General features: G+C 69.5%; 11 protein-coding genes. 1 reads left to right on the forward strand and 10 read right to left on the reverse strand.

Features of this window, described 5'->3' with window-relative positions; genetic code table 11:
• Positions 1 to 208 precede the first annotated feature (208 nt).
• The 4 genes from U1T56_RS07480 to U1T56_RS07495 form a co-directional block, all read right to left on the reverse strand.
• On the reverse strand, positions 209 to 517 hold the full coding sequence (locus tag U1T56_RS07480; RefSeq protein WP_418158831.1) for an SLC13 family permease: 309 nt from the start codon (positions 515 to 517) through the stop codon (positions 209 to 211).
• Positions 508 to 969 carry a hypothetical protein gene (locus U1T56_RS07485; RefSeq protein WP_418158832.1) on the reverse strand — a complete coding sequence of 154 codons (462 nt, stop codon included), beginning with the start codon at positions 967 to 969 and terminating at the stop codon, positions 508 to 510. The genes U1T56_RS07480 and U1T56_RS07485 overlap by 10 nt, the downstream gene beginning before the upstream one ends.
• Positions 927 to 1,748 carry a hypothetical protein gene (locus U1T56_RS07490; RefSeq protein ID WP_418158833.1) on the reverse strand — a complete coding sequence of 274 codons (822 nt, stop codon included), beginning with the start codon at positions 1,746 to 1,748 and terminating at the stop codon, positions 927 to 929. The genes U1T56_RS07485 and U1T56_RS07490 overlap by 43 nt, the downstream gene beginning before the upstream one ends.
• 68 nt (positions 1,749 to 1,816) lie before the next feature.
• A complete protein-coding gene (locus U1T56_RS07495; RefSeq protein WP_418158834.1) occupies positions 1,817 to 2,863 on the reverse strand; it encodes a sigma 54-interacting transcriptional regulator in 1,047 nt (348 codons plus the stop codon).
• Positions 2,864 to 3,276: 413 nt separating this feature from the next.
• On the opposite strand from U1T56_RS07495, the gene U1T56_RS07500 reads away from it, so the two are divergent.
• Positions 3,277 to 4,164 (forward strand): cation diffusion facilitator family transporter, encoded by an 888-nt coding sequence (locus U1T56_RS07500; RefSeq protein WP_418158835.1) that lies wholly within the window; start codon positions 3,277 to 3,279, stop codon positions 4,162 to 4,164.
• An 87-nt stretch (positions 4,165 to 4,251) separates the two neighbouring features.
• Here U1T56_RS07500 and U1T56_RS07505 read toward each other — a convergent pair whose 3' ends face one another.
• The 6 genes from U1T56_RS07505 to U1T56_RS07530 form a co-directional block, all read right to left on the reverse strand.
• Complete coding sequence (locus U1T56_RS07505) at positions 4,252 to 5,784, reverse strand: DHA2 family efflux MFS transporter permease subunit (RefSeq protein WP_418158836.1); 1,533 nt, start codon at positions 5,782 to 5,784, stop codon at positions 4,252 to 4,254.
• 10 nt (positions 5,785 to 5,794) lie between these two features.
• Positions 5,795 to 6,946, reverse strand: a complete 1,152-nt coding sequence (locus U1T56_RS07510; RefSeq protein ID WP_418158837.1) for an HlyD family secretion protein — start codon at positions 6,944 to 6,946, stop codon at positions 5,795 to 5,797.
• Entirely contained in the window at positions 6,939 to 7,427 is a 489-nt protein-coding gene (locus U1T56_RS07515) for a MarR family winged helix-turn-helix transcriptional regulator (RefSeq protein ID WP_418158838.1), read from the reverse strand. Before U1T56_RS07515 ends, U1T56_RS07510 begins: the two co-directional genes overlap by 8 nt.
• Positions 7,428 to 7,735: 308 nt before the next feature.
• Complete coding sequence (gene ybaK / locus U1T56_RS07520) at positions 7,736 to 8,206, reverse strand: Cys-tRNA(Pro) deacylase (protein WP_418158839.1); 471 nt, start codon at positions 8,204 to 8,206, stop codon at positions 7,736 to 7,738.
• A gap of 102 nt (positions 8,207 to 8,308) precedes the next feature.
• Positions 8,309 to 9,445 (reverse strand): glycosyltransferase, encoded by a 1,137-nt coding sequence (locus tag U1T56_RS07525; protein WP_418158840.1) that lies wholly within the window; start codon positions 9,443 to 9,445, stop codon positions 8,309 to 8,311.
• Positions 9,446 to 9,839: 394 nt separating this feature from the next.
• Positions 9,840 to 11,345 (reverse strand): xylulokinase, encoded by a 1,506-nt coding sequence (locus tag U1T56_RS07530; protein WP_418158841.1) that lies wholly within the window; start codon positions 11,343 to 11,345, stop codon positions 9,840 to 9,842.
• Between the last annotated feature and the right edge of the window lie 27 nt (positions 11,346 to 11,372).

Here is an 11,372-nt window from a genome sequence, read left to right on the forward strand (position 1 = left end):
GGAGGAGCGGGCCGAGGACAGCTCGCGCTTCATGCGCCAGGAGATCCAGCGCTACCTCGACAAGTACTGGGGCAAGGAACACGGGAGCGGGCAGCGGTAGCGCGCTTCGGTGGTCGGCGCCGCCACTCGGCGCGGCATCGACGCCTGCCACGCCATCCATGCCGTCCTGTCCGGCAGGACCGTGCTCGCTTCCGGCAGGACAGCTGCATCAGGCGAGCCACCAGCTCCCGAACAGGATGGTGAGCACGGTGAGCGGCGCTCCGACGGCAAGATGCTCCACGAAGCCGATCACGATGCCGCGGGCGGCCGCGCGCTGCACCACGATCAGATTCGCGACCGAGCCCGGGATGGTGAGATTGCCGGCGAGGGTGGAGGCCATCGCCACGGCGAGGAGGTAGGGGACGGGATCGCGCCGGAGCCGCAGCACGAGATCGAGGACGAGCGGGGTGAGGACGAGGCAGACCGCGTCGTTGACGAGGAACGCCGAGAAGAAACCCGAGGCGAAGGTCACCGCCATGAGAAGGGCTTCCTGCCCCAGAAATCGGCCTTCCGGCCGGCCAGCATCGCCATCGGCACCATGACGCGCTGGGCGAGCACGGCGGCCGCAGCGCTGCATGCGGCCTGAATCAGAGCCACGGGCCAGAAGCCCCGGAGCAGCGGCAGGAGCAGCGAGCCACCGGTCACGAAGAGTGCCGCCGCGGCGAGGAGACCGCGTTTCCTGCGGGTGGCATCGACCAGAGTGCCGGCCGGGATCTGGGCCAGGATGCCGGCGATGCCGCCCAGCGACAGGACGACGCCGATCGCGGCCTCGTCCCAGTGCCGGATGGCGAGGAGCCAGAGCGCGAGATGGGACCCGAGCCCGTCGCGGACGTCGGCCAGAAAGAAGTTGAGCCCGTCCAGCGGGCGCTCGAGCCTGTCGGCATCCGCTACCCGGCCGCGGGAACGAGAGGAAAAGGCTGCTGCCGCCATGTCGTCCTGCGATCGTGCCGGCCCGCGACTCGGCGATAACGGGTCGTCGACGTCGTGCACCCGTCGTACCTCCTGTCCAGTGGCGATAGGCTTCCGTTCACCGGCAGTGGCCGATGACTCTCGGGGCGGTGTGGTGGTGACGCGGCGACTCCCGTCGACTGGTCCTGGCTGGGCCCGATCCGGCGCACCTCGATCACCGTTCCGAGCACGGTGCTCAGGCCCGGCCCCCTGGCGATCACCGTCCGGCCCGGGGTCAGCAGGCCGGCGAGCCGCGCCGCCTCGGAGAGCGGCAGGTGAAGCTGCGTGCCGTCCTCGAGCATGGCACCGTTCACCTCGCCGCGTGGTCCATGGAGGACGAGCTGCACCTTGTCCTGCGCCGAGAGCTCGTCGCCGGCAGCAGCGCCGCGCTCGTGTGGCGGGGGCGGCGGACCGGTGTCGACCACCGTGCGCCCGGCGGCGGCGTCGGTGACCGACACCGCCGCGACCAGCGGCAGCCCCAGCATCTTCGGCCCGTGGGCAGTGACTGCATCGCCGGGCTGCACGGCGAACACGAGCCAGGTCCCGAGATGCGGCGGCAAGTGTACTCGGGTACCGTCGCTGAGGGTCAGCCCGTCTACGTCGCCGCGTGGCATCAACGAGTAGCGGGCCACCATGTCCCTGGTGGCCGGCAGCTGGGCCGGATCCTGGACCTGGTCCGGCCGGGCGAGCGCTGTCACGCCGATGGCAAGCGTGAGCAGGCCGATGCCGAGCAGGGGTGCGCGCAGGCTGTTCCGGGTCATCGTGCGGGCTCCTCGGGCAGATCGCGTCCGGGACCCGGACGCAACCGCCGTGCCAGATGCCCGAACGCCTACCCGTCGGTGGCTTCGCCCCGACCGGAGCCGATCCCGCCTGCTGCCGTGTCCGCCTTTGCGACAGGCTCCGTCCGCTCTTCCGACGCATCCGGCGGCAGGAGGCCATAACGGCGCGCCTTGGCGTAGAGAAGCTGGCGGTGGATGCCGAGCCGGCGGGCGGCTGCGGTCCGGTTGCCGCCTGCCGCGCTCAGGGCCTCGGTGATCAGCCGGGCCTCGAGCCGGGCCACCGCCGTCGGTAGGTCGGCCGCCTCCTCTCGACCGTCATTGTCCCCGGCCGCCGGCCCGACCAGGAACCCGAGGTCCTCGGTGGTGACGAGCTCGCTGCGGCACAGCACGGCGACCCGCTCCATGGCGTTCCGCAGCTCGCGGACATTGCCGGGCCAGCTCTGCCGCTCGCGCAGGGGCGGCAGGTGGATCGGCACGACGTCGAGCCGGTAGTAGAGGTCCTCGCGGAAGCTGCCGGCGCGCATCTGTGCGGCGAGGTCGCAGTGGGTCGCAGCGAGGATGCGCGCATCGAGCCGTACCGGCCGGCCACCGACCGGCTGTACCGTGCGTTCCTGCAGCACGCGCAGGATCTTGGCCTGCATGGTCAGCGGCATGTCGCCGATCTCGTCCAGGAGCAGCGTGCCACCCTGCGCATCGCGGCAGGCGCCGGCCCGCTCGGCCGTCGCCCCGGTGAAGGCACCGCGCGCATGGCCGTAGGTCGGAAAGGCGTAAGCGAGCGGGCCGATCTCGCTTTGCCAGATGCCGCCCTCGACCCCGTCGAGGTCGCGCAAGGCCGGCCACACGGCACCGGCCAGGCTCTGGAGGAAGGCGGGATCGTGCAGGTCCGGCACCGGACCTGCCGGCGCCGTTCCGGCAAGCAGGAAGCGGTAGCGCTCGGCGATGGCATCGCAGCCGTGCACGAGCGCGGTCTCGGCGCGACGCAGGCGCTCGACCGTGGATTGCTGGTAGAGGGCCACGAGCAGGACGGCGACCACGACGGCGCCGGCGAGGAACACTCCCCAGCACAGGACGAACCAGCCTAGGATCGAGCGTGGCACGAGATGCCGCGCCAGCGCCGCTCCGATATGGCTGCGCTCCCGCGCCCATGTCGGCCGCGGGTCGGATCCGGATCTGTCGTGGGTGATCATCACAGCAAGAACATGCAAGGAACGACGAGGATGGCAACCAGGGCAGCTGCCGGCCCGGGCCGCTGCACGCCATTCGGCCGGCATCTTCTGGTCGTCGCCACCATGATCCACCATGGCGTGCGAGACGGCCGCGCGGCTGGCGGTCCGACCCGGTATCCCCTGGAACGGGGGGACGATCAGCCGCCGGGCTTCCGGCAAGTTAGCCACTGCTGAAAAGCTTGCCGTAGCCTTATCCCGGCTCGCCGTGCTCTATCCGCCCTCACTTCGATCTCCCCGCCGGGCCGCATGCGGCAGCGCGGGTGCCCTGCTTCTCGAGGTGTGGCTTGGATCGTGCAGCGAAAGCGGCGCTGGGCAGCGTCGCCATCGGCCTTCTCGTGCTGGGTCTGAAGTATGTGGCCTACCGGCTCACGGGCAGCATCGCCCTCTATTCCGATGCGCTCGAGAGCATCGTCAACGTGGTGGCCGCCGCAGCGGCGCTGCTCGCCTTGTGGATCAGCGCGAAGCCGGCCGACGCCAACCACCCTTACGGCCACCACAAGGCCGAGTATTTCTCGGCCGTGCTCGAAGGTGTCCTGATCGTGCTGGCGGCGCTCTCGATCCTGCGCGAGAGCTACCACGGCTACATGGCGCCGAGGCCGCTCGAAGCACCCTTGCCCGGGCTGGCGGTGAACGCGGTCGCGAGCGCCATCAACGGCCTGTGGTCGTGGTTCCTCATCAGCCGTGGCCGACGCTGGTGCTCGCCGGCGCTCGTCGCCGATGGCCACCATCTCCTCGCGGACGTGGTGACCTCGGCGGGCGTGCTGGTCGGCGTCGGCCTCGTCGCCGTCACCGGCTGGCTCGTGCTCGACCCGCTCCTGGCCGCGCTCGTGGCGGTCAACATTCTGTGGTCGGGCTGGCGGATGGTGCGCGAGTCCGTGGGCGGGCTCATGGACGAGGCCGCCTCGCCCGAGGTCCTCGCCCGGATCAAGGCGCTCATTTCCGAGTATGCCGACGGTGCCCTGGAGGCTCACGACCTCCGCACCCGCCATGCCGGGCGCACGACCTTCATCGACTTCCATCTCGTGGTGCCGGCCGACATGCGGGTGGCCGAGGCGCACGAGATCTGCGACCGGGTCGAGACGGCGCTCAAGCAGGACGTCGAGGGGGCGGTCGTCATCATCCACGTCGAGCCCGAGGAGAAGGCCAAGCACAAGGGCGTGCTCGTTCTCTGAGCCCTCGGGTCGGCCCGCTCGTCGACGATCGGCCCCGGCTCAGGCGGACGACGTGATGGCTGCGGCCCACGACGCGCCGGCGCGGGATCAATCCGCGACCGCCGCATGCGCGGCGGCGCCACCCCGGCCGACCCGCCGCATGAGCAGCAGAAGCGGCAAGGACGCCAGTGTCAGCATCATCATCAGCTCGTAATCGTCGGCATAGGCGATGATCTGCGCCTGCTCGGTCACGACCGCGTTCAGCGCGGCCTGACCCATGGCCGTCCAGGCGTTCCAGTAGTGGTGGATCGCGGGCGCGTAGAGCTCGGCGTTGAACGGCGTCACGTGAGCCGCGATCGTGGCATGGTTCACCTGCGTGTTGCTCGAGAGCAGGCTCATCACGATCGAGATGCCGATCGAGCTGCCGATGTTGCGCATCAGGCTGAACAGACCGGTGGCCTCGGTGCGCCATTCCGCCGGCAGCGTGGCGAAGGTGACCGTGCTGAGCGGCACGAAGATCAGGCCGAAGCCCAGGCCCTGCGTGAAGCCGGTGCGGACGATCTCCCCTTGCGGGACGTCGGGCGTGAAGCCGCTCATCTCGTGGAGCGAGCCCGCGGTGATCAGAAGGCCCGTGCCGATGATGAGGCGCGGATCGATCCGGCCGATCAGGCGGCCGACCACGAACATCATCAGCATGGTGCCCATGCCGCGCGGTGCCAGCACCATCCCGGCCGTGAGCACCGGGTAGTCCATCAGATTCTGCAGGTAAGGGGTGAGCAGCGCCAGCGTGGCGAGCAGGATGACGCCGACCACGAAGATGAACACGAGCCCGACCGAGAAATTCCGGTCCGTGAAGATCCTCGGATTCACGAACGGCCGCTCGGCGGTGAAGGTGTGGGCGAGGAAGAGGTAGAACGCGACCGCGGCCACGATGGCCTCGGTCACGATCTCGGTCGAGCCGAACCAGTTGAGCTGCTCGCCGCGATCGAGCATGAGCTGGAGCGAGCCGATGGCGACGCTGAGCGTGACGAACCCGAACCAGTCGAACGGAATCCGTCGCCGCTCGGTCTCACCCAGGAACGTCACGAGCCCCAGGATCGTGAGCACGCCCACGGGCACGTTGACATAGAACACCCAGCGCCAGCTGTAGCTGTTGGTGAGCCAGCCGCCGAGGGTAGGCCCCAGGATCGGGCCCACCATGACGCCGACCCCCCAGAGCGCCATCGCCGAGCCGTGCTTCTCGCGCGGCCAGGTGTCGAGCAGCACCGCCTGCGAGAGCGGAACGAGCGCAGCTCCGCACATGCCCTGCAGCAGGCGGAACAGCACCATCTCCGTGAGCGACTGCGCAGCGCCGCACAGGACCGAGGCGATGGTGAAGCCCGCCACCTGGAAGATGAACAGCCGCTTGCGCCCGAAGCGGGCCGCGAGCCAGCCCGTGGGCGGGGTCATGATCGCTGCCGCCACGATGTAGGAGGTGAGCACCCAGTTGGCCTGATCGAGCGTCGCCGAGAGACTGCCCTGCATGTAGGGCAGTGCCACGTTGGCGATCGTCGTGTCCAGCGCCTGCATGATGGTGGCGAGCATCACGCAGATCGTGATCGGCCAGTAATGCGCTTCGGGCTCGGTTGCGGTCGCGCTCATGAATTAGGCCTCACAGCCACGCGAGCAGATCGCGCAGGTGGCGCTGGTGGCCAGTGTCGATCTCGATCTCGGCGCTCATCCCGGCCCGGAGCTGCGGCTCGCCGGGTCTGGTCCTCACCTGGATCCTGATCGGGATCCGCTGCACGACCTTGACCCAGTTGCCGCTCGTGTTCTGGGCCGGCAGCAGCGAGAACTGGGCCTGGCTCGCCGGACTCAGGCTCGCCACCGTGCCCTCCCAGACATGGCCGGGGTAAGTGTCGACCGTCACGGTGGCCGGCTGACCGGGCCGGACAAAGGTGAGATCGGTCTCCTTCGGGTTCGCCTCGACCCAGACATGGTCGGTCGCGACCAGCGCGAACGCCGCCTGGCCCGCCTGCAGGTACTCGCCGGGCTGGAGCGAGGCCACCTGCGCGGTGATCCCGTCCATCGGCGCCCGCACGATCGTGTGGTCGAGGTTCCTTGCCGCCTGATCGTGCGCCGCGAGCGCTGCCTGGTAGCGTGGATGCCGTTCGACCGGTGCATCGGCATCGCCGCCGAGCTGGGCGGCGATGCCGGCGAGCTGCTGCTTCAAGGCTGCGAGCTGGTTGCGCGCTGCTGCAAGATCATGCTGGGCGGCGTCGAGCTGCGACTGCGGCGCCACGCGACGGTTCACGAGATCGAGCTGACGCTGGTATTCCTTCTCGTAGAAGGTGACATCCGCCTCGGCCTTGGCGATCGCGGCCCTGTTCTGCGCGTAGCTCGCTTTCAGCGCCTCGAGATCGGTGCGGGCGAGCGCCAGGTTGGCTTCGGCCGAGGCCAGTGCGTTGCGGTAGGTCGAATCGTCGAGCGTGAACAGGACGTCGCCTTTGCGGACCTCCTGATTGTCGTGGACCTGGATGGTCTTGACGAGACCTGCGACGTCGGTGGCGACGTTCACGAGGTCGGCCTGGACATAGGCATTGTCGGTCGAGACGTAGCGTCCCCCTGTGAGCCAGAACCAGCCGATCCCGAGGACCACGAGCAAGGGCCCGAGGATCAGGAGCGACCAGCGCACGATCTGTCGCCGACTCTTCCGGTCCAGCCTGGCGCGGCTGCGTCCCGGCGCCGCCTCGCCGCGGCCCTCGCGGGCGGTCTCGTCCTTGCGCAGCGCGGTGACGTTCGCCCTTCCGGCGGTCTCAGCCATGCTCACGTTCCCGCCCGTCCTCACCGAGGGACGAGCTCCTCTGGAGATTGGTCTTGATGACGGAGAGTGTGGCCATGAGCCGCTCCCGCTCCGCTTGGTCGATCCCGGTCAGGGCCTCCTCGCGGACCTCCGCGCCGAGAGCCCGGATGCGCGCGAGCTCGGGCCGCGCCTTCTCGGTCAGGAACAGGTTGCGCTGGCGACGGTCCCGCGGATCGGACCGGCGCTCCACGAATCCCATCGCCTCGAGGCGGTCGATCAGCCGCACCAGGGTGATGGGCTCGATCTCGAGGAGCTGGGCCAGCGCTGTCTGGTTCAGCCCCTCGCTCCGCGCGAGATAAGCCAGGACCTGCCATTGCGCCCGGGTGAGGCCGATACCGGCGGCGCGTGCCCGCTGCTCGAGCCGCTTGCGCAGAAGGCGGGCCACGTCGTGGACCAGGAAGCCGAGAGTCGGTTCGTTCCAGTCCGACTGATCGGAGGACATGCCAAAGCTACCTTATCATAAGCTAGCTTACATATCTCGCGCTGCCCGCTGCGATGAGAAGACGGGCTCCGGCATGGCTCTCTTGCGCAAAGCAATGAGCTCGAGAGCAAAATATCGCTTCTCGCTGGAACTCCGGCCGCTCGCGAGCATCGGCGGACCCTGATCGAAGCTGGTCAGCATGCGCGGATCCGGTGATGGAAAGACGGCATGCCGCCCGTGGAGATGCGTTTCGGCGGCTGGATCGCCTTGCCGGAGGCGTTCCGTCGCAGGCTTCATTTGGCGACGGGCGCCGAGTTCGAGACCCCGGCTCAGGTGAGGGGGGCGGCCCTGCCGTTCAGGAGGCGCAGGGCATCCCCGGGCGCGAGTTCGATCTGCACGCCCCGCTGCCCGCCATTGACGAAGACCCGCTTGTGGGCGAGCGCGGCCTCGTCCATGACCACCGGTACCGCCTTCCTCTGGCCGAACGGGCTGATCCCGCCGACATGGTAGCCCGTGAAGCGCTCCGCATCCCTAGGGCGCATCATCTGCGCCGCTTTGCCGCCGCAAGCGGCGGCGAGCTTCTTCATGCTGACCTCGCGATCGGCAGGCACCAGCACGCAGACCGCCTTGCCGTCGACCCGGGCCATGAGCGTCTTCAGCACCCTGCCGGGCGGAACGCCGAGGCTTTCTGCCGCCTGCAGGCCGATCCGCTCCGCGTGCGGGTCGTAGTCGTAGGTGCGCACGGCATAGGCGATGCCGGCCTTGTCGAGCGTCAGGGTGGCACGGGTGGTCTTCGACATGGCGGTCGTCACCGGGCCCGATCGAGCGGGCAGGCATGCTTCGAGCCACGAGCACGGCGCCGCGCGCGCCCATCGAGCCGGCGCCCGCCCATCAGCGGCCGATCAGCGTTTCCAGACATAGAGCGCGGTGACGACATAGTTCCAGACCGCGCCGACCGCGACCCCGGCCAGGGCCGACAGCAGCCAGGGGGTGCGCTCGGCATGGAGCTGCGCCGCCACGCCGACATTGGCGAGCGCGCCGATCCCGCAGGCGAGCACGAACGAGCCCCAGCCCTCGAGCCAGCGCCAGCCCCGCAGCCGCCGGTCGCGGTAGGTGAGCTCGTTGTTGAGGGCGTAGTTGAAGCTCATCGCCACGAGCGTCGCTGCCGCCTGTCCGGCGACGAACGGCTCGCCCAGGAACCGGAACACGAAGCCGAGCACGGCGAGGTGGACGACGAGGCCGGCGGCACCCACCACGGCAAAGAGGACGAAGCGCGCCGGGATCAGACCGCCCGTGAGCTTGTCGAGGAGCATCAGGGCGAAATCGACCGCGACGCGCGTGTCGAGCTTGCTCGCGCCGACCTCGCGCGGGCGGAAGCTGTAGGCAAGCTCCTTCACCCGGAGCGGCGTCGGGGCGCTCACGAGGATGTCGAGGAGCAGCTTGAAGCCGATACCGGAGAGGCGGCGAACGACCGCTTCGAACGCCTCGCGCCGGAGCATGAAGAAGCCGCTCATGGGATCGCTCAGCTCGACCCCGAGCAGCTTCTGGCCGAGCCTCGTGGCGAAGCGGCTCAGCAGCCACCGACGTTCGTCCCACCCCGGAACCAGGGCGGACTCGGCGTAGCGGCTGCCGACAACGAGGTCGGCCTCGCCGCGGCGCAGAAGCTCGAGCATGCGCGGGAGCAGCGTCTCGTCGTGCTGCAGGTCGGCGTCGATCACGGCGAGGCAGGGTGCCGAGGTGGCGAGCATGCCCTCGATGCAGGCCGAGGACAGGCCGCGGCGGCCGATCCGTTGCAGGCAGCGCACCCATGGGCGGCTCTGGGCGATCGCGCGCACGGCCGCAGCGGTCCGGTCGGGCGAGTCGTCGTCGACGACGATGATCTCGAACGCGGCGACGCCGACGAGGCAGCGCTCGAGCCGCTCGAGGAGCCGGCCGATATTGTCGCGCTCGTTGTAGGTCGGGACGACGACGCAGAGCTCGACGGGCACGACCGGATCGGTCGCCGGTGGGAACAGGAGGCGGGCTTCCTGCGTGGTCATCGCACCGTTCGGGCAGCACGGCTGCTATCCTCTGCACCGAGCTCCGCGACGAGGAGCGGATCCGTGGCGCTGCCAGGTCTCGGCGAGCAGCAGGCTCGGCAGATGGTAGAGATAGCGGCTGATCTGAAACGCACTGCAGTTGTTGAACCATTAGCTCTCGGGATAGTCGGTGAAGCCTGGGATGTCGAGACGGTCCGGCTTGCCGCCGAGCCTCGGGACGAGATGCCCGTTCGGCCGACATGGATTTTCCATAAGAAAGATTAGACGATATACATGCCCGCAACCGGCCCGAGGCCGTGCGTGTCAGAGCCGTCGAGGAGTGCTCCTCACGCGCTGCGCCGGGCCACCTTCCCTCTCTCGGCTGTCCCTCTCCTTGGGTGCCTCTCGTGCCGGCTCAGCAGGCGAGCAGCCGGTCGAGCTCGTCGTAGAGAGCCTGGCTGTGAACGTAGAGTCGGTCGAAGACCGGCTGCATGCGGGCGTAGCGCTCGGTCCAGATCGGGTTCGGCAAGATCTCGGCGCCATAGCGGACATAGGCCGCGATCGCGTCTTCGATCCGGCCGAACCGGCCCGTCGCGGTCGCCGCCATGGCGGCACAGCCGACGACGCCGCACTCGGGCTCTGCCGGCACGACGATCGGGATGCCGTAGATGCTGGCCTTGATCTCGAGCCAGAGCAAGGTCTTGGCACCGCCGCCCGACGCGATCACGCGCTCGACCTTGTGGCCCGCGGCCTCCTCCATGATCCGCAGGTGCCGGGCCGTCGCGAACGCCACGCCTTCCATAACCGCCCGATGCAGGTGTGCCAGCCCGTGCGCGGCGCCGAGGCCGAAAAACTGCGCTCGCGCGTTGCGGTGCGCGCCCAGGCGCTCGCCGGTGAGATAGGGCATGAAGAACAGACCGTCGGCGCCGGCCGGGGCCCCGGCGGCCCTGGTGACGATGGCCTCGTAGCTCAGCGCCTTCTCGTGGAAGGCCCGGCGCGCCCAGCGCATCGCGTCGCCGCCGCTCTCGAGCAGGACGAACGGCCCCCAATGGCCCTCGACCGTGGCGACGTTGCAGATTTCGGGATCGAGCAGCGGTGCTTCGGTGATCAGGGTCAGGATGCAGGACGTGCCGGTGACGTCGGAAGCGAGGCCCGGACGGCAGGCGCCCGAGCCCAGGACGGCGACGGGGTAGTCGGCGCCACCGACGAGGACGGGCGTTCCTTCCATCAGCCCGGTCGCGGCCGCGGCCTCGCGCGTGACGGCGCCCAAGATCTCGAGCGGCTCGCGGATCGACGGCAGCTTTGCCGTGTCGATGCCGAGCCGCTCGATCATGGTGCCCGACCAGGTGCGCGTTCCGGGGTTCATCAGGAAGCTGCAGGACGCGTCCCCGGAGTCCATCGCGATCTCGCCGGTCAGGCGGAGGTTGACGAAGTCCTTGGGCATGAGGACGGCGGCCGCAGCATCGTACGCGGCCGGGTCGTGCTCGCGCAGCCAGGCGAGCTTGAAGCCCGGCCAAGCCGGTGTCGGCGGGTTGCCGGTCTCGGCGAGGTAGCCGGCGGGATCGTTCGCACGCTCGAAGGCGGCGACGAGGTCCGCCGCGCGCTTGTCGTTCCACAAGGGCACCGTAGCGCGGGTCGGCCGGCCCGCCGCATCGACGAGCACCGTGCCGTGCATCTGACCGCAGGCGCAGACCGCGGCGATCCGCGCAGGTGCTCCTTCGACCGCGGCGAGCACGGCCCGGATCGCCTGCACGACGCCGGCCCACCACTCTTCCGGCCGCTGCTCCGCCCAGCCGAACCGCGACACGATCTGGTCGTGCTCGCGGGCAGCGATCTTCAGGACGGTGCCGGTGCGGTCGACCAGGGCCGCGCGCACGCTGCCGGTGCCGACGTCGATCGAGAGGGTGAGGTCGCGGGCCATGTTTTGTAGCGTAGGTACATCCCAGTG

The sequence above is a fragment of the Benzoatithermus flavus genome (genome assembly GCF_037908215.1).
In the GTDB taxonomy this organism is placed as follows: domain Bacteria; phylum Pseudomonadota; class Alphaproteobacteria; order Geminicoccales; family Geminicoccaceae; genus Benzoatithermus; species Benzoatithermus flavus.

Bases quoted from the DNA above. Each gene is read 5' to 3' on its own strand.
- U1T56_RS07480 (WP_418158831.1), bottom strand. From the start codon at position 517: ATGGCGGTGACCTTCGCCTCGGGTTTCTTCTCGGCGTTCCTCGTCAAC.
- U1T56_RS07485 (WP_418158832.1), bottom strand. From the start codon at position 969: ATGGCGGCAGCAGCCTTTTCCTCTCGTTCCCGCGGCCGGGTAGCGGAT.
- U1T56_RS07490 (WP_418158833.1), bottom strand. From the start codon at position 1,748: ATGACCCGGAACAGCCTGCGCGCACCCCTGCTCGGCATCGGCCTGCTC.
- U1T56_RS07505 (WP_418158836.1), bottom strand. From the start codon at position 5,784: ATGAGCGCGACCGCAACCGAGCCCGAAGCGCATTACTGGCCGATCACG.
- U1T56_RS07510 (WP_418158837.1), bottom strand. From the start codon at position 6,946: ATGGCTGAGACCGCCGGAAGGGCGAACGTCACCGCGCTGCGCAAGGAC.
- U1T56_RS07515 (WP_418158838.1), bottom strand. From the start codon at position 7,427: ATGTCCTCCGATCAGTCGGACTGGAACGAACCGACTCTCGGCTTCCTG.
- ybaK (WP_418158839.1), bottom strand. From the start codon at position 8,206: ATGTCGAAGACCACCCGTGCCACCCTGACGCTCGACAAGGCCGGCATC.
- U1T56_RS07525 (WP_418158840.1), bottom strand. From the start codon at position 9,445: ATGACCACGCAGGAAGCCCGCCTCCTGTTCCCACCGGCGACCGATCCG.
- U1T56_RS07530 (WP_418158841.1), bottom strand. From the start codon at position 11,345: ATGGCCCGCGACCTCACCCTCTCGATCGACGTCGGCACCGGCAGCGTG.